At 71.4% G+C, this 16,314-nt stretch carries 14 protein-coding genes; 6 read left to right on the forward strand and 8 right to left on the reverse strand.

Going from position 1 to position 16,314, the window contains the following annotated elements; all coding sequences use genetic code 11:
* The first annotated feature begins 123 nt into the window (after positions 1 to 123).
* The 5 genes from N4G70_RS10000 (at position 124) to N4G70_RS10020 (ending at position 5,323) form a co-directional block, all read left to right on the forward strand.
* Positions 124 to 1,134 carry a polyprenyl synthetase family protein gene (locus N4G70_RS10000; protein ID WP_261712199.1) on the forward strand — a complete coding sequence of 337 codons (1,011 nt, stop codon included), beginning with the start codon at positions 124 to 126 and terminating at the stop codon, positions 1,132 to 1,134.
* A 224-nt stretch (positions 1,135 to 1,358) separates the two neighbouring features.
* Entirely contained in the window at positions 1,359 to 2,588 is a 1,230-nt protein-coding gene (locus N4G70_RS10005) for a DUF2092 domain-containing protein (protein WP_261712201.1), read from the forward strand.
* A 113-nt stretch (positions 2,589 to 2,701) separates the two neighbouring features.
* Positions 2,702 to 3,652 carry an ABC transporter ATP-binding protein gene (locus N4G70_RS10010; protein ID WP_261712202.1) on the forward strand — a complete coding sequence of 317 codons (951 nt, stop codon included), beginning with the start codon at positions 2,702 to 2,704 and terminating at the stop codon, positions 3,650 to 3,652.
* Positions 3,639 to 4,541 (forward strand): ABC transporter permease, encoded by a 903-nt coding sequence (locus N4G70_RS10015; protein WP_261712203.1) that lies wholly within the window; start codon positions 3,639 to 3,641, stop codon positions 4,539 to 4,541. The genes N4G70_RS10010 and N4G70_RS10015 overlap by 14 nt, the downstream gene beginning before the upstream one ends.
* Before the next feature lie 176 nt (positions 4,542 to 4,717).
* Positions 4,718 to 5,323 (forward strand): TetR/AcrR family transcriptional regulator, encoded by a 606-nt coding sequence (locus N4G70_RS10020; protein WP_261712204.1) that lies wholly within the window; start codon positions 4,718 to 4,720, stop codon positions 5,321 to 5,323.
* On the opposite strand, the gene N4G70_RS10025 is transcribed toward N4G70_RS10020, so the two are convergent.
* The 6 genes from N4G70_RS10025 to N4G70_RS10050 form a co-directional block, all read right to left on the reverse strand.
* Entirely contained in the window at positions 5,289 to 5,864 is a 576-nt protein-coding gene (locus tag N4G70_RS10025; protein ID WP_261712206.1) for a flavodoxin family protein, read from the reverse strand. The two genes, N4G70_RS10020 and N4G70_RS10025, sit on opposite strands and share 35 nt — an antisense overlap.
* 89 nt (positions 5,865 to 5,953) lie before the next feature.
* Positions 5,954 to 7,303 (reverse strand): M28 family metallopeptidase, encoded by a 1,350-nt coding sequence (locus N4G70_RS10030; RefSeq protein ID WP_261712207.1) that lies wholly within the window; start codon positions 7,301 to 7,303, stop codon positions 5,954 to 5,956.
* A gap of 208 nt (positions 7,304 to 7,511) precedes the next feature.
* Positions 7,512 to 7,961 (reverse strand): VOC family protein, encoded by a 450-nt coding sequence (locus tag N4G70_RS10035; protein ID WP_261712208.1) that lies wholly within the window; start codon positions 7,959 to 7,961, stop codon positions 7,512 to 7,514.
* Positions 7,962 to 8,034: 73 nt separating this feature from the next.
* Positions 8,035 to 9,744: an ABC-F family ATP-binding cassette domain-containing protein gene (locus N4G70_RS10040; protein ID WP_261712209.1), complete on the reverse strand. Its 1,710-nt coding sequence runs from the start codon at positions 9,742 to 9,744 to the stop codon at positions 8,035 to 8,037.
* Between the two features lie 887 nt (positions 9,745 to 10,631).
* Positions 10,632 to 11,591, reverse strand: coding sequence for an EamA family transporter RarD (gene rarD / locus N4G70_RS10045; RefSeq protein WP_399035122.1), 960 nt, complete (start codon positions 11,589 to 11,591; stop codon positions 10,632 to 10,634).
* Between the two features lie 178 nt (positions 11,592 to 11,769).
* Positions 11,770 to 12,627, reverse strand: coding sequence for an SDR family oxidoreductase (locus tag N4G70_RS10050; RefSeq protein ID WP_261712211.1), 858 nt, complete (start codon positions 12,625 to 12,627; stop codon positions 11,770 to 11,772).
* Positions 12,628 to 12,727: 100 nt separating this feature from the next.
* On the opposite strand from N4G70_RS10050, the gene N4G70_RS10055 reads away from it, so the two are divergent.
* Positions 12,728 to 13,138 carry a helix-turn-helix domain-containing protein gene (locus tag N4G70_RS10055; protein ID WP_261712212.1) on the forward strand — a complete coding sequence of 137 codons (411 nt, stop codon included), beginning with the start codon at positions 12,728 to 12,730 and terminating at the stop codon, positions 13,136 to 13,138.
* A 152-nt stretch (positions 13,139 to 13,290) separates the two neighbouring features.
* Here N4G70_RS10055 and N4G70_RS10060 read toward each other — a convergent pair whose 3' ends face one another.
* Positions 13,291 to 14,349: a 2-oxoacid:ferredoxin oxidoreductase subunit beta gene (locus tag N4G70_RS10060; RefSeq protein ID WP_261712213.1), complete on the reverse strand. Its 1,059-nt coding sequence runs from the start codon at positions 14,347 to 14,349 to the stop codon at positions 13,291 to 13,293.
* The gene (locus N4G70_RS10065; protein ID WP_261712214.1) at positions 14,342 to 16,279 is read right to left on the reverse strand and encodes a 2-oxoacid:acceptor oxidoreductase subunit alpha; all 1,938 of its coding nucleotides are present in this window, start codon (positions 16,277 to 16,279) and stop codon (positions 14,342 to 14,344) included. Before N4G70_RS10065 ends, N4G70_RS10060 begins: the two co-directional genes overlap by 8 nt.
* Positions 16,280 to 16,314: the final 35 nt, after the last annotated feature.

Genomic DNA, 16,314 nt, shown 5'->3' on the forward strand with positions numbered 1-16,314 from the left:
CGCGCGCGAGCGGTGACGGGAAGGCGCCCATGGTGATCGAACAGCGACCCGATACGCTGACTTGAGTGAAGGCAGCGACACATCGACAATCCGTGTGATCGTCAGCAGACAGGAGTACCCCTCGTGACCGTCGTCGGGCCGTTCGGGCTGAGCGTGCGGGACCAGGCACTTGAAGCCGATGTCCAGACCGGATTGGCAGCTGTCGAGGCGGGACTGCTCGATGCCACCAAGAGTGAGGTCCCGTTCATCACGGAGGCCGCGCAACATCTCATCCGCGCAGGTGGCAAGCGATTCCGCCCGTTGATCGTGATGCTGGCCGCCCAGTTCGGCGATCCCTATGCGCCGGGCGTGGTGCCCTCCGCCGTGGTCGTCGAGCTCACCCACCTCGCGACGCTGTACCACGACGACGTGATGGACGAGGCCGACGTGCGGCGCGGCGTGGGGAGCGCCAACGCCCGCTGGGGCAACTCCGTCGCGGTCCTCACGGGTGATTTTCTCTTCGCACGCGCCTCGCACATACTGGCGGATCTCGGCCCCGAGGCCGTCCGTATTCAGGCCGAGGCGTTCGAACGGCTCGTCACCGGCCAGATCCTGGAGACTGCCGGTCCCCGCGACGGGCGCGACCCGGTCGACCACTACCTCGACGTGCTCTCCGGAAAGACCGGTTCGCTGGTCGCCGTCTCGGGCCGGTTCGGCGCGATGATGTCCGGCGCCGAGGAGTCGGTCGTCGACATCCTCACGCAGTACGGCGAGCGCCTGGGCATCGCCTTCCAGCTCGCCGACGACGTCCTGGACATCGCCAGCGACTCCCACGAGTCCGGCAAGACCCCGGGCACCGATCTGCGCGAGGGCATCCCCACGCTGCCGGTCCTGCACCTGCGGGCGCAGGCCGCGAGGGAGAACCGTCCGGAGGACCTGGAGCTGGTGGCGCTGCTCGACGGCGACCTCAGCGACGACGCCCGGCACGCGGAGGCGCTGCGCAGGCTGCGCGTCCACCCCGCCCTTGAGCAGGCGCGCCGGGACACCGTCCGGTACGCGGAGGACGCGCGGGCCACACTGGCGCCACTGCCCTCGGGATACGCGAAGTCCGCCCTGGGAGAGCTCTGCGACGCGGTCGTGCACCGCGCCGGCTGAGACGGGCCGGGGGAGGGTGTCCCCTACTGGTCGGGGGAGCCGGCTCGGGGTTCCGTCATCCCAGAGAGGTACATGAGGTTGCTCCCGGGGGCTGACGCGCCGAGCCGGTCATTTTGGTCAGATGGTAAGCACCACTCCTGACCAATTCGGGTGAGAATGGCGGCGCGGGGTGGAACTGAGCAGCACGACGGACGGACGCCGCCGACCACGGAGGTAGGGCACACATGGCACCGAACGACAGCGCACAGGCCACCGACGAGGCCACGGAGCCCGGCGCGGGCCGCCGGAAGGCGACGCGCTATCTGGTCCCGGTCGCGGTGGCGGGGGTGGCCGCGGCGACGATCGGGCTTGTCCCGGCGCTCGCCGCGTCCGGTGACCCCAGTCTGCCGAAGATCAGCGCGCAGCAGCTCATCGAGAAGATGGCCGCGTCCGACACCCAGCAGCTCTCCGGCACGATGAAGATCAGCACCGACCTGGGGCTGCCCGGGCTCGGCAGCCTCGGCTCGTTCGCCCCCAAGGGCGCGGGCGGCTCGGGCACGTCGGCCTCCCCGGACGCGAAGCTCACCGAGCTCGCCTCGGGCACCCACACCCTGCGCATCGCGGCCGACGGCCCCGACCGCCAGAAGGTGTCGATCCTGGAGGACGCCGCCGAGTACAGCCTGATCCGTAACGGCGACGACGTCTGGGCCTACGACAGCGCCTCCAACCAGGCCTACCACTCGCAGCGGGCCGCGGCCGGCGCGGGCAAGGAGCACGGCCGCAAGGCGCCGGGCGAGGGCGTGCCGACCACGCCGAAGGCGCTGGCCGACGAGTTCCTGAAGAACGTCGATCCCACCACCGCGGTGTCGGTCGACGGCACGGCGCAGATCGCCGGACGCGACGCGTACCAGCTCCTGATCAAGCCCAAGCAGTCCGGTTCGACGATCGGTTCGGTCCGCGTAGCGGTGGATGCCAAGACGGGTGTGCCGCTGAAGTTCACGCTCTCGCCGAGCGCGGGCGGCAAGGCCGTGGTCGACGCGGGCTTCACCAAGGTCGACTTCTCGAAGCCGTCCGCGAGCACCTTCACGTTCAGCCCGCCCAAGGGCGCGAAGGTCACCGAGGACAACGGCAGGCAGAAGGGGGCGTCCAAGCCCGAGCAGAGCCTGCCCGGTGGGCTCGGGAGCCTCGGCGACGCCAAGAACGCCAAGAACAGCAAGGTGATCGGCGAGGGCTGGACCGCCATCGCCGAGTTCGACACCGGCGGCAAGGGCATCCCGAAGGCCGACGAGTCCAAGGGCGGCGGCGACGCCCAGAAGCTCCTGGACTCCCTCGGCTCCAAGGTCTCCGGGAAGTTCGGCAAGGGCACGGTCTTCACGACGCGCCTGGTCAACGCCCTGATCACGGACAACGGCAAGGTGTACGTGGGCGCGGTGACCAAGGACGCGCTGGTGGCGGCGGCCAACTCGGGCAAGTAGCAAGGGAGTCGGGCCCGGCCGCGCGGACGGCGGCCGGGCCCGGGCCCCGGGCCGTGCGGCCGGTCCGTGTCCGGTCCGCGGCCGTCTCGGGGCTCACGGCGGAAAGGGGCGGGGTGGGGAACAGTTCAGCGGCCATCGAGACGCGAGGCCTCAGCAAGCGGTACCGCGGCGGGCAGTTGGCCGTGAACGGGCTGGACCTCACGGTCCCCCGCGGCAGCGTCTTCGGCTTCCTCGGCCCCAACGGCTCGGGCAAGACGACCACCATCCGGATGCTGATGGGCCTCATCGAGCCGACCTCCGGCACCGCGCGCCTCCTGGGCAGCCCCATGCCGGCGGCCGCCCGCACCGTACTGCCCAGGGTGGGCGCCCTGATCGAGGGCCCCGCCCTGTACGGCTTCCTGTCCGGCCGGGACAACCTGCTGCGGTACGACGCCGCCGACCCCACCGCCGACCCGCGCACCCGCACCGCGCGGGTCACGACGGCCCTGGACCGGGTGGGCCTCACATCCGCCGCGGGCAAGAAGGCGCGGGCCTACTCGCTGGGCATGAAGCAGCGCCTCGGCCTGGCCGCGGCGCTGCTCCAGCGCCGGGAGCTGCTCGTCCTGGACGAGCCGACGAACGGGCTCGACCCGCAGGGCATGCGGGAAATCCGTTCCCTGATACGGGAGTTGGCCGAGGACGGGACGACCGTCTTCCTCTCCTCGCACCTCCTCGACGAGATCGAGCAGGTCTGCTCGCACGCCGCCGTGATGAACCAGGGCCGGCTCGTCGTCCAGGGCGAGGTGGCCGAGCTCGCCGCCAACGCGCGCGGCAGGCTCGCGGTGACCACCCCCGACCCCCAGGCCGCGGCCCGCCTCCTCAAGGGGCGGGGGATCGCCGATGTGACGGTCCTCGGCGAGGACCGCGTGACGGCCGAACTGCCGCCCGACGGTGTGGAGTTGGCGGACATCAACGCCGAGCTGGTACGGGCCGGGGTGCGGGTGCGTGGCTTCGTGGCCGAGCGGGCCTCCCTGGAGGACGCCTTCGTCGCACTGACCGGGGAGGGTTTCGATGTCGCGGGCTGAGACCGTGAACGAGGCGCGGCAGGGCCGGGAGCCCGCGCGCGACCCGAGCGTCCTGTGGTCGCTGGGCCTGTTCCGTTCTGAGCTGGTCACGGTGGTGCGCCGCTGGCGCACGCTCGCCCTGCTCGGGGTGCTGGCCGCGGTGCCGGTCCTGATCGGCATCGCGGTGAAGATCGACACGGGGGGCGGCGGCGGGGGAGGCGGCCGCGACGGGGGCGGTGGCCCCGCGTTCATCACGCAGATCACCAACAACGGCCTCTTCCTCGTCTTCGCGGCGCTCGCGGCCACCCTGCCGGTGTTCCTGCCGATGGCGGTCGGGGTGGTGGCGGGCGACGCGATGGCGGGCGAGGCCGCGTCGGGCACCCTGCGCTATCTGCTGGTGGCCCCGGCGGGCCGCACCCGGCTGCTGCTCGCCAAGTACGCCTCGGTGCTCGCGTTCTGTCTGGTGGCCACGCTCGTGGTGGCGGCCTCGGCGCTCGCGGTCGGTGCGCTGCTCTTCCCGCTCGGCGATGTCACGACGATCTCCGGTACACGGATCTCGTTCGCCGACGGGCTGCTGCGGGCGGTGGCGATCGCCGGCGTGGTGGCGGTCTCGCTGTCGGGGATGGCGGCCCTGGGGCTGTTCGTCTCGACGCTGACCAACAGCGGGATCGCGGCGATGGCCTCGACCGTCGGGCTGCTGATCACGGTCCAGATCCTGGGCCAGATTCCGCAGCTGCACGCGATCGCGCCGTACCTCTTCCCGCACTACTGGCTGTCCTTCGCCGACGTACTGCGCGAGCCGGTCTACTGGGATCAGCTCGTGAAGAACTTCGAGCTCCAGGCCCTGTATGTGGCGGTCTTCGGCTCGGCGGCCTGGGCGCGCTTCACCACGAAGGACATCACGGCGTGAGAGCGGGCAGCGGCAACCCGGGGAAGATCGGGGAAGAACGGGAAAGTCGGAACGGAGCGGTCGCGCGAGCCCACCCCCGTGACAGCTCGACACGACACGTTCCGTTTCCTGTGCCATTGTTGGAGCCGCGGCCCAGGCTGTCAATCCGGTTCCGGGTGTACTCGTAGAGTGAGGGCATGATCACCTCGTCCGAATCCGCGCCGGACCCCAGGCGCCGCAGCGAGAAATCGCGCCGAGCGACGCTCGTGGCCGCGCTCGAACTGTGTGCGGAGAACGGATACAGCAAGGTCACCATCGAGGCCATCGCGGCCCGGGCGGGCGTGAGCAAGAAGACGATCTACCGCTGGTGGCCGACGAAGGGCGCGGTCCTGCTCGACGCGGTGACCGAACAGGTGGTCAGCGACACGACGTTCCCCGACACGGGAGACATCGATGTCGATCTCTGCACCCATATCGGCAGCCTGGTGAAGGTGTTCACCGCGCCGGTCGCGGGGGCCGCGTACACCGGCATCCTCGCCGAGCTCCTGCACGACGAGCAGTTGGCGAGGGCGGTCAACGAAGAGCTCGTCATCCCGCGCGTCGCCCTGGTCTACGAGCGGATGCGGCGCGCCCAGGAGCAGGGTCAACTGCCCCTGGACATCGACCTTCCGCTGGCCGTGGAGATGCTCTACGGCCCGCTGTACTACCGTCACGCGCTGGGCCGGCCGCTGCACGAGCCGGAGCGCATCGAAGAGCTGGTGGCCTACGTCATGCGAGGGCTGCGGGCGTCGGGGTCGAGCTGAAGAACGTCTTGGCGCGGGCGGCGGCCTCGGTGTCCTGCGCGATCTCGCCCGGCCGGTTGCCGGTGCCGAGCAGCACGCCGCCCCAGTTCATCTTCATGTACCGGGCCGAGTGGCGCAGGCTCCCCACGAGCGGGTCGGCCGCCGAGTGGTCGGGATCGGCGAGCGCGGTCACGCCCCACAGGGTGCGGCCCGCCATGCGCTGCGCGAAGTCGAGCCCGGGGGTGTGGAGCCAGTTCACCCAGTGGTCGAGGTAGTGCTTGACCGGGGTGCTGACGCTGTACCAGTACAGCGGCGAGGCGATCACCAGGTCGGTGGCGGCCAGTGTCGCGTCGAGCAGCGTCGCCGCGTCCCCGGTGGAGGCGGGCCGGACGCGGTGCTCGGTGTGGCGCTCGTCGCGGAACCGGGGAAGGTCGAGGTCGGCGAGGCTCAGCCAGCGCGCGGTGTCACCCGCGGGAAGCTGCTCGGCCGCCTGCCGGGCGAGCGTCTCGGTGTTGCCGCCGCCGCGTGTACTGCCCAGCAGGAAAAGGAAGTTGCGGGCCATGGTCCCCTCCGTACGTAGCCCAAAGGCGTATGCGTGTGCAGTATATGCACACGCATACGCCCGATGGGAGGGGCGATGCGGGGGCTCCCTCAGAAGGTGAGCTTCCAGCTGTTGAGGTAGCCGGTGTCCTGCGGGCCCTTGTCCTGGATCCTCAGCTTCCAGGTGCCGTTCGAGGTCTCCGAGGAGGCGTTCACCGTGTACGTGGTGTCGATGTTGGGCGTGGAGTCGGACGACGAGTTGTGCAGCCGATAGGCGCGGCCGCTCGGCCCGACCAGGTCGATCACCAGGTCACCGCTGTAGGTGTGGACGATGTTCACGGCCACCTTGAGCGTGGAGGGCGCGTTGCCGGTGCGGCCCGAGACGGTGATCGAGGACGTCACCGCCGGGGCCGGCGAGTCCGGGATGGGAAGGTCCGTGGTGTTCTCGTACGAGCCGCCCGGGTCGGGCGGGGTGGTGCCGCCGGCGGCCAGTTGCCACAGGGCGTAGGCGATGGCGTCGCTGTTGTGGTCGAGCGCGGTGGTGTCGATGTTGGCGCTCGTGTCGCAGGAGGCGTGGTAGCAGGCGTCGAACTCCTGGCCCGCCGAGCCGCCCCACTTCTGGGCCTGGGCGGACGTCTTGGTGTAGTCGGCGCCGGAGAAGAGGCCGCCGACGGGGATGCCCGCGTCCTTGAAGGGGGCGTGATCGGAGCGGCCGTCGCCCTCGGTCTCGATCTCGGTGGGGATGGAGAGGGTGGCGAAGTAGTCCTTGAAGACCTTCTCCAGGGTGGCGTCGTCGTCGTAGACGAAGTAGCCCGGGTTCGGCGAGCCGATCATGTCGAAGTTCAGATACCCGGAGATCTTCGAACGGTCCCCGCCGGCCAGCGAGTTGACGTAGTACCGGGAGCCGACCATGCCGAGCTCCTCGGCGCCCCACCAGGCGAACCGCAGATGCTTGTCGGGCTTGAGCTGGGCCCGCGACACGGCGAGCGCGGTCTCCAGGATGCCGGCCGAACCGGACCCGTTGTCGTTGATGCCGGGCCCGACGGTGACCGAGTCGAGGTGCGCGCCCGCCATGACCGTGCGCGAGGTGTCGCCGCCGGGCCAGTCGGCGATCAGGTTGTAGCCGGTGGCGCCGGAGGAGCTGAACTGCTGGACGGAGGTGGTGAATCCGGCGGAGTCCAGCTTGCCCTTGACGTAGTCGAGCGAGGCCTTGTAGCCGGACCGGCCGTGGGCGCGGTTGCCGCCGTTGGCGTTGGCTATCTGCTGGAGCTGGGTGAGGTGGGCCTTGACGTTGGCGACGGGTATGTCGGGGGCGGACGCGGCGGCGATGGCGGCCGCCCTGGCCGGTGCGGGGGCGGGCGGGGCCGCGTGGGCGGCGGGGGCGAGCAGGCCGAGGGTCAGCGCGGCCGTGGCCAGCGCCGCGCCGGCGGCGAGGGGGCGTGGGGGGTATGAGCGGTGCATGGGGGGGCTCCGGGTTCCGTTCGGGGATGGGACGGAAACGCGAGCCCGATGGTCAAGGAGAGGTAGAGCAGACGTCAAGAACGTAAATCGGCCACGGGTGTTCGGATGTCGAACGTAGCTCTGCGGGTAGCGGGACGGACAACTGCCGCCAAAGGGCGGGCAATGGGGGGATGTCGCGGGAGGGCCTCGGGGGCGGGCGCGGGAGGTCCTACTGCACGCAGAACTCGTTGCCTTCGGGGTCGGCCATGACGGTGAACTCGCCGCCGGGTTCCTTCACTTGGCGCAGTACGGACGCGCCCAGTCCGGTGAGGCGGGTGACCTCCGCCTCTCGTTCGCCGGGGGCGGCGTGGACGTCGATGTGCAGCCGGTTCTTGACCGTCTTGGCCTCCGGCACCCGCTGGAACAGGATGCGCCGGCCGAGCCCCGTGCCGCTCTCGGGGTCGTAGGAGTCGTCCGGATGCCGGACGGCGACCAGATCTCGAAACGCGGTCCGGCCGCCGTGTTCGAGGGTGACTTCCTCGCCGATCGCGCCCGCCGCGCGCAGCCGGCCGATCAGCAGGCTGTTGTCCTCGGTCTCGTAGCCGAGGGCGGCGGCCCAGAAGTCGGCCTGGGCGTGGGGGTCGGAGGCGTCGACGACGAGTTTCCAGTGCAGGGTCATGTGGTCGTTTATAGCGGGGTGGGGGCGTGGGGGCGCCCTGGATGGCCCCCCTCGCCCCCACGGGCGGGCGCGGTCAGCTCACTGGCGTACCGGCGCGCAGCTCCAGCCGGTCGCCCGCGAAGGAGGACCGGAAGCGGCGGTCGTGCGAGACCACGACGACCGCGCCGGGAAAGTCGGCCAGCGCCCGCTCGACCTCCTCGACGAGGGCGAGCGACACATGGTTCGTGGGCTCGTCCAGTACGAGGAGATCGGCGGGGCGGGTCACCAGGCGGGCCAGTTCGAGCCGCCGCCGCTGGCCGACCGAGAGCTCCGCGACCGGGACGGCCAGGTCTTCCTCGCGGAACAGACCGAGCGCAAGCAGTTCGTCGGCGTACTCCTCAGGAAGCCCGGTACGCCCGGACGCGTACGCGGCGAGCAGGGAGAGGTGGGAGGTGGTGGCGTCCGTCAACTCCTGTGCCAGATAGGCGATATGGCGGCTCGTTCGGTGGACCCTCCCCTCGTCCGGTGCGAGGTCGCCGGCGAGGACGCGCAACAGCGTGGACTTGCCGGCGCCGTTGGGACCGGACACGAGGAGGCGCCGGCCGGGCTCGACGGCGAGGGTGGGGACGTGGAGGCGGTCGCCGACCTTCACCCCGGACAGCTCTACGAGGGGGGTGGTGGGGTCAGGGGCAGGGGTGGGGGTGCCGGCCGGCGTCGGTCGCGGGGCGGGCTCGGGGGTGGAGGTGGGGGTGGTCGACGGCGTCGTCAGGCGGGCGCTGAAGCTCAGGGGTGGCGCGGGGGCCGCCACCGGCTCGCGCTCCAACTGCTCCAGGCGCCTCCTCGCCGCCCTGACGCGGCCGGACAGCTTGGCCTCCGAGGACCGGCGGTGCTTGCCGAAGCCCTGGCCGGGGTCCCCGCCGGTGGCGGCGAGCCGCTGTCCGGCGGCCGCGACCAGCTCCCGGGTACGGGTCAGCTCCGCGCGCCACTCCTGGTGCGCCAGCTCCCGTCGCCGCCGTGCGGCCGCGCGCGCCGTACGGTAACCGGCCCAGCCGTCGCCGTACCGGACGACCGTGCGCAGCTCCCGGTCCACCTCCAGGATCGTCGTCGAGACGCGTTCGAGGAACGCGCGGTCGTGGGTGACCACCACCAACGTGCCCCGGTGGGCGCGGAGTTGCTCCGCCAGCCAGTCGGTGGCCTGCCGGTCCAGATGGTTCGTCGGCTCGTCGAGCAGCAGCAGCTCGGGGGCGGCGGCCAGGACGCAGGCCAGCGCGAGGCGGGACCGCTCGCCGCCGGAGAGCGAGCCGAGTGTGCGGTCGCGGGTCAGGTGGGCGAGGCCGAGGGAGTGCAGGGCGGCGGTGGTGCGGGCTTCCGCGCGGTAGCCGTCGCGGTCCTCGTACGCCGTCAACAGGGCGCCGTAGGCGTCCAGTTCGGCTTCCGTGGGGGTGGCCGACGGGCCGGCCAGGCGGGACTCGGCGGCGCTGATGGCCGCCTCCAGTTCGCGCAGGTCGGCCAGGGCCAGGTCCACGGCGTCCTGGACCGTACGGTCCGGGGCGAGGTCGAGCGTCTGGGTCAGGTGGCCGATGCCGCCCGGGAAGACGGCGGTGACCTCCCCGGTGTCGGGCTGCTCCACACCGGCCATCAGCCGCAGCAGGGTCGACTTGCCGGAGCCGTTCTCACCGATGACGGCGGCCTTTTCGCCGGGGCGGACGGTGAGGGTGATCTGGTCCAGTACGGGGCGGCCGCGGTATGCCTTGGCGGCGGCGGTGAGGGTCAGTTGGGACGGGGTTCGGGTGTGCGTGGGCATGGCTGATCCCTGGGGGTGCTCGGTAGGGGTTCCTCCTGGCGGGGGTGCGGGGCGGCGGGGCCGCGGTGGGGGTGGGTCAGCGGAAGAAGTAGTACGAGTACGGGATCATGGGGGGAGGGTAGCTGGGGGTGGGCGGGGGTGGCCTCTCCTTTTCGGAGGGCGTCTGCCCACCGGGGGGTCGGCTGGTTCCGGGCCCCCTGGGGCTCCGCCCCAGACCCCGGGGGGTCTCCCACCCACCCGCCCGTGCGGCGGGGTTGGTCGGTTCCGGGCCCCCTGGGGCTCCGCCCCAGACCCCGAGGCACCTCGCCCACCCACCCGCCCGTGCAGGGGGTGGGATGGCCCGGCCCTTGGGGCTCCGCCCCAAACCCCGAGCGGGGGCTCCGCCCCCTGCACCCCCGTTCGCGCCTTAAGGGCGCTCGTCCTCAATCGCCGGACGGGCTGAGGTGGCCTGCACCGAGCGGTTAAGGGGCGCGAGGAACTGCGCGAGAGGCGAGCACGGCCCGCAGCCGACCGAGGGTTTTGGGGGCGCGGGGAACTGCGCGAGAAGCGACCACGGTCCGCAGGGTCAAGACGCCCTAGGGGCGCGGGGAACTGCGCGACCAGCCACGCACGGCTCGCGGACGAAAACAGGTTGAGGGGCGCGGGGAACTGCGCGAGAGGCGAGCACGGTCCGCAGGGTCAAGACGGCCTAGGGGCGCGGGGAACTGCGCGAGAAGCGACCACGGCCCGCAGGGTCAAGACGGCCTAGGGGCGCGGGGAACTGCGCAAGAAGCGACCACGGCCCGCAACCCCGCCGGGTTGTTCCGGGAGCCCCGTCGTCCCGCTGGGCATCGCCGACGAAGCCACCCCCGGGGGCCCGGCCCGGCCCGGCAGGGGCAGGGGCGGGGTCACCCCCGGGGCACCCCCGGAGTGATTCCCGGGGCCGGCCCCGGCAAGGGCGCAGGCGGGGCCACCCCCGGCAAGGGGGCAGGCGGGGCCACCCCCGGCGTGGCCCCCGGCGTCGAGGACAGGTCGCGGCGGGCCCGGTGCGTCGTGTGCAGGGCGTCCCACGTCAGGATCGTCAGGGCCAGCCACACCAGGGCGAAGCCCGCCCAGCGTTCCGGGGGCATCTCCTCGTGGAAGTACACGATGCCCAGCAGGAACTGGAAGACCGGCGCCAGGTACTGGAGCAGGCCGAGCGTCGAGAGCGGCACCCGGATCGCCGCGCCGCCGAAGCAGATCAGCGGGATCGCGGTCACCACACCCGTCGCCGCCAGCAGCGCCGCGTGCCCCGCGCCCTCGTTGCCGAAGGTGGCCCGGCCCTGGCCGCCCAGCCACAGCAGATAGGCCAGCGCGGGCAGGAACTGCACGGCGGTCTCCGCGGCCAGGGATTCCAGGCCGCCCAGGTTCACCTTCTTCTTCACCAGGCCGTACGTCGCGAAGGAGAACGCCAGGGTCAGCGAGATCCACGGCGGCTGCCCGTACCCCACCGTCAGGACGGTCACGGACGCCGCGCCGATCCCCACCGCGATCCACTGGGCCCGCCGAAGCCGCTCCTTGAGGATCAGCACGCCCATCGCGATGGTGACGAGCGGGTTGATGAAGTAGCCCAGGGACGCCTCCACCACATGGCCGGAGTTGACCGACCAGATGTACACGCCCCAGTTCACTGTGATCACCACGGCCGCCAGGGCTATCAGGCCGAGCCTGCGCGGCTGGCGGACCAGTGCGCCGATCCACGCCCAGCGGCCCATCACAAGGAGCACGATCGCCACCAGGCCGAGCGACCACACCATGCGGTGGGCCAGGATCTCGATCGCGTCGGCCGGCTTGAGCAGGGGCCAGAACAGGGGGACCAGCCCCCACATCCCGTACGCGCCGATCCCGTACAGCAGTCCGGTCCGCTGTTGTCCCGCCGACTCCTTGGCCACTGGCCCTCCCTGTGCGCGCTCGCTCCACCAGAAGGTAGCGCCGAAGGGGCCGCGGTGTCATGCCCGTACCGGGATACGGTACTGACGCCCCACCCAGCGGTACGAGGCCGTGGCCCTACGCGGCCGACGCGTCCCGCAGCGAGACCGACAGCGGCGTCGTCGGGCGGCCGATCAGGCGGGACAGGTCGCCCGGGGTGGCGGCCAGGCGGCCCCGCTCTATGGCGTGGTCCACGTCCACCAGGATCTCCGCGAAGGGCGCGGGCACGCCCGCCTCGGTCAGTACCGCGAGGTGGGCCTCCGCGGTGACCGGGCGGTAGGTGACGGGCTTGCCGGAGGCCGCCGCGAACTCGGCCGCGTACTCGGCGAAGGACCAGGCCACGTCCCCGCTCAGCTCGTACGCCCGGCCCAGGTGGCCCTCGCCGGTCAGCACCTCGGCCGCCGCCGCCGCGTAGTCGGCCCGGGCCGCCGAGGCCACCCGGCCCTCGCCCGCGTTGGACACCACCGCGCCGTGCGCCAGGACCGGCGCGAGGTTGGCGGTGTAGTTCTCGGTGTACCAGCCGTTGCGCAGGAACGTGTACGGCAGGCCCGAGTCCAGGATGAGCCGCTCGGTCGCCCGGTGTTCGTCCGCCAGCGTGAAGTCGGCGTCCGGGCCGCCCAGGATGCCGGTGTAGGCGAGCTGCGCCACGCCCGCCGCCTTTGCCGCCTCGATCACCGCGGTGTGCTGCGGCACCCGGCGCCCGACCTCGCTGCCCGAGATCAGCAGGACCCGGTCGCCCGACTCGAAGACCCCGGCGAGGGTGGCGGGCTCGCTGTAGTCGGCGACGCGCAGCTCCACGCCCCGGGCGGCGAGGGCGGCGGCCTTCTCCTTGTCGCGTACGACCGCGACGATCTCGCTCGCGGGAACCCGCGCGAGCAGCTCCTCGACGACGAGACGGCCGAGCGATCCGGTGGCTCCGGTGACGACGATGCTCATGGGGTGCTCCTTCTGTGCGGGGGGTGTGAGGTGCTCTGGTTGCCACCTTACGGTTAGCGCTAACTCGGCGTAAGTACCCACTTTGAAGTAAGGTACTGGTATGGGAGTAAGTGAGCGGGACGACCGGGGAGCACGCGAGGAGCGGCGGGAGGCCATGTGTCCGCATCGGCTCGTTCTGGAGCACGTCACCAGCCGCTGGGGCGTGCTGGTCCTGGACGCGCTGCTCGACCGGCCGTACCGGTTCAGCGAGCTGCGGCGCGAGATCGGCAAGGTCGCCGCGGTGAGTGAGAAGATGCTGGCCCAGACTCTTCGGACGCTGGAGCGCGACGGCTTCGTGCGGCGCGACGCGAAGCCGGTCATCCCGCCGCGCGTCGACTACTCGATGACCGAGCTCGGGCGCGAGGCCGCCGAGCAGGTACGGGCGCTGGCCCGCTGGACCGGGGTGCGGATGGCCGACGTAGAGCGCGCCCGGGCCGCCTATGACGCGGCCAAGGAGTCAACTTCCGTGTAGGTGCGGCGAGTTGGACGGGTTGAGGTGGTTCGGGCGTCCGCTCCCGCGCGGTGGCACCGGAAAACGCGTGTGCCCGGCCCGAAGTCCGCGAGACCTCGGCCGGGCACACGGTTCATGCGGGGGGCCGGGGTAGGCCCGGGCGGGGAGCCGGTTCAGCCGACGACCGTCCAGGTGTCCTTGCCCGCGAGCAGCGCGGCGAGATCGCCCTTGCCGTTCTGCTCGATCGCGGTGTCCAACTGGTCGGCCATCAGGGTGTCGTACACCGGGCGGTCGACCGAGCGGAACACACCGATCGGGGTGTGGTGCAGGGTGTCGGGGTCGGCGAGGCGGGACAGGGCGAACGCCGTGGTGGGCGAGGCGCTGTGCGCGTCGTGGACCAGGATGTCGGCCTCGTTGTCCGCGGTGACCGGGACGACCTTGAGGTCTCCGGTGGCCTGGTCGCGGACCACGCCCTTGGCGGCGTCCGCGCCGAAGCGGATGGGCTGTCCGTGCTCCAGGCGGATCACGGCCTCCTCCGCCTGGTCCTTGTCCTTGAGGGCCTCGAAGGCGCCGTCATTGAAGATGTTGCAGTTCTGGTAGATCTCCACGAGCGCGGTGCCGGGGTGTTCGGCCGCCTGGCGCAGCACCTCGGTGAGGTGCTTGCGGTCGGAGTCGACGGTGCGCGCCACGAACGAGGCCTCGGCGCCGATGGCGAGGGAGACCGGGTTGAAGGGCGCGTCCAGGGAGCCCATCGGCGTCGACTTGGTGATCTTGCCGACCTCGGAGGTCGGGGAGTACTGGCCCTTGGTGAGGCCGTAGATCCGGTTGTTGAACAGCAGGATCTTCAAGTTGACGTTGCGGCGCAGCGCGTGGATGAGGTGGTTGCCGCCGATGGACAGCGCGTCGCCGTCGCCGGTGACCACCCACACCGACAGGTCCCGGCGCGAGGAGGCCAGGCCGGTCGCGATGGCCGGGGCGCGGCCGTGGATGGAGTGCATCCCGTAGGTGTTCATGTAGTACGGGAAGCGGGAGGAGCAGCCGATGCCGGAGACGAAGACGATGTTCTCCTTGGCCAGGCCGAGTTCGGGCATGAAGCCCTGCACGGCGGCCAGGATCGCGTAGTCGCCGCAGCCCGGGCACCAGCGCACTTCCTGGTCGGACTTGAAGTCCTTCATGGACTGCTTGCCCTCGGCCTTGGGGACCAGCTGCAAAAGCTCGTTCGCGTTAGGCATGGATGGCCTCCTTGAGAGCGGTGGCGAGCTGCTCGGCCTTGAACGGCATGCCGTTGACCTGGTTGTAGGAGTGGGCGTCGACCAGGTACTTGGCGCGGATCAGGGTGGCGAGCTGGCCGAGGTTCATCTCCGGCACGACGACCTTGTCGTAGCGCGCCAGGATCTCGCCGAGGTTCTTCGGGAAGGGGTTGATGTGGCGCAGATGGGCCTGGGCGATGGGCTCGCCCTGGGCGCGCAGCCGGCGCACGGCCGCGGTGATGGGCCCGTACGTCGAACCCCAGCCGAGGACCAGGGTGCGGGCGCCGTCGGGGTCGTCCACGTCCAGGTCGGGGACCTCGACGCCGTCGATCTTCGCCTGGCGGATACGGACCATGAAGTCGTGGTTGGCCGGGTCGTAGGAGATGTTGCCCGTGCCGTCCTGCTTCTCGATGCCGCCGATCCGGTGCTCCAGACCCGGCGTGCCCGGCACCGCCCAGGGGCGGGCGAGGGTCTCCGGGTCCCGCTTGTAGGGCCAGAACACCTCGGTGCCGTCGGCCAGGGTGTGGTTGGGTCCGGTGGTGAACTGCACGCGCAGGTCCGGGAGTTCATCGGTCTCGGGCACCCGCCACGGCTCGGAGCCGTTGGCGAGGTAGCCGTCGGAGAGCAGGAAGACCGGGGTGCGGTAGGCCAGCGCGATCCGGGCCGCCTCCATCGCCGCCTCGAAGCAGTCCGCGGGCGTCCTCGGCGCGACCACCGGGACCGGGGCCTCGCCGTTGCGTCCGTACATCGCCTGGAGCAGGTCGGCCTGCTCGGTCTTGGTCGGCAGTCCCGTCGAGGGGCCGCCGCGCTGGATGTCCACGATCAGCAGCGGCAGCTCCAGGGAGACCGCGAGACCGATCGCCTCGGACTTCAGCGCCACGCCCGGGCCCGAGGTCGTGGTGACCGCGAGCGAGCCGCCGAACGCCGCGCCCAGGGCCGCGCCGATCCCGGCGATCTCGTCCTCCGCCTGGAAGGTGCGCACCCCGAAGTTCTTGTGCCGTGACAGCTCGTGCAGGATGTCGGAGGCCGGGGTGATCGGGTACGAGCCCAAGTACAGCGGCAGATCGGCCTGTTGGGCCGCCGCGATCAGCCCGTACGACAGGGCCAGGTTCCCGGAGATGTTGCGGTACGTGCCCGCGGGGAACGCCTTGGTGGCGGGGGCGACCTCGTAGGAGACCGCGAAGTCCTCGGTGGTCTCACCGAAGTTCCAGCCCGCCCGGAACGCCGCCACGTTCGCCTCGGCGATCTCCGGCTTCTTCGCGAACTTGGTCCGCAGGAACTTCTCCGTGCCCTCGGTGGGCCGGTGGTACATCCAGGACAGCAGGCCCAGCGCGAACATGTTCTTCGAGCGCTCGGCCTCCTTGCGGGAGAGCCCGAACTCCTTGAGCGCCTCGATCGTCAGCGTCGTCAACGGCACCGGGTGCACGTTGTACGCCGACAGCGAGCCGTCCTCCAGAGGAGAGGTGTCGTAGCCGACCTTGGCCATCGCGCGCTTGGCGAACTCGTCGGTGTTCACGATGATCTCGGCGCCGCGCGGCACGTCCGCCAGGTTCGCCTTCAGCGCCGCCGGGTTCATCGCCACCAGGACGTTCGGGGCGTCGCCCGGCGTCAGGATGTCGTGATCGGCGAAGTGGAGCTGGAAGCTGGACACCCCGGGCAGCGTTCCGGCAGGCGCCCGGATCTCGGCCGGGAAGTTCGGCAGCGTCGACAAGTCGTTTCCGAACGTCGCCGTCTCCGACGTGAACCGGTCACCGGTGAGCTGCATGCCGTCACCCGAGTCACCCGCGAAACGGATGATGACCCGGTCGAGGCGGCGGACTTCCTTCTCGCCGGCGGGCCTGCGCTGCTCCCCGACGACGGCCTCATCGGCTCCGTCGGTCTGCTCGGCTGGGCTACTGACCTGGCTGGTCACTGAACTGGACCTCCCTCGGGCGGGCTGCTCGGGCG

Source organism: Streptomyces sp. ASQP_92 (assembly GCF_025399895.1).
Classification (GTDB): Bacteria; Actinomycetota; Actinomycetes; order Streptomycetales; family Streptomycetaceae; genus Streptomyces.

Excerpts from the sequence above, each read along its gene's own strand:
- N4G70_RS10005 (WP_261712201.1), top strand. The coding sequence starts at position 1,359 with ATGGCACCGAACGACAGCGCACAGGCCACCGACGAGGCCACGGAGCCC.
- N4G70_RS10015 (WP_261712203.1), top strand. The coding sequence starts at position 3,639 with ATGTCGCGGGCTGAGACCGTGAACGAGGCGCGGCAGGGCCGGGAGCCC.
- N4G70_RS10020 (WP_261712204.1), top strand. The coding sequence starts at position 4,718 with ATGATCACCTCGTCCGAATCCGCGCCGGACCCCAGGCGCCGCAGCGAG.
- N4G70_RS10025 (WP_261712206.1), bottom strand. The coding sequence starts at position 5,864 with ATGGCCCGCAACTTCCTTTTCCTGCTGGGCAGTACACGCGGCGGCGGC.
- N4G70_RS10030 (WP_261712207.1), bottom strand. The coding sequence starts at position 7,303 with ATGCACCGCTCATACCCCCCACGCCCCCTCGCCGCCGGCGCGGCGCTG.
- N4G70_RS10035 (WP_261712208.1), bottom strand. The coding sequence starts at position 7,961 with ATGACCCTGCACTGGAAACTCGTCGTCGACGCCTCCGACCCCCACGCC.
- N4G70_RS10040 (WP_261712209.1), bottom strand. The coding sequence starts at position 9,744 with ATGCCCACGCACACCCGAACCCCGTCCCAACTGACCCTCACCGCCGCC.
- rarD (WP_399035122.1), bottom strand. The coding sequence starts at position 11,591 with ATGTGGGGGCTGGTCCCCCTGTTCTGGCCCCTGCTCAAGCCGGCCGAC.
- N4G70_RS10050 (WP_261712211.1), bottom strand. The coding sequence starts at position 12,627 with ATGAGCATCGTCGTCACCGGAGCCACCGGATCGCTCGGCCGTCTCGTC.
- N4G70_RS10055 (WP_261712212.1), top strand. The coding sequence starts at position 12,728 with ATGGGAGTAAGTGAGCGGGACGACCGGGGAGCACGCGAGGAGCGGCGG.
- N4G70_RS10060 (WP_261712213.1), bottom strand. The coding sequence starts at position 14,349 with ATGCCTAACGCGAACGAGCTTTTGCAGCTGGTCCCCAAGGCCGAGGGC.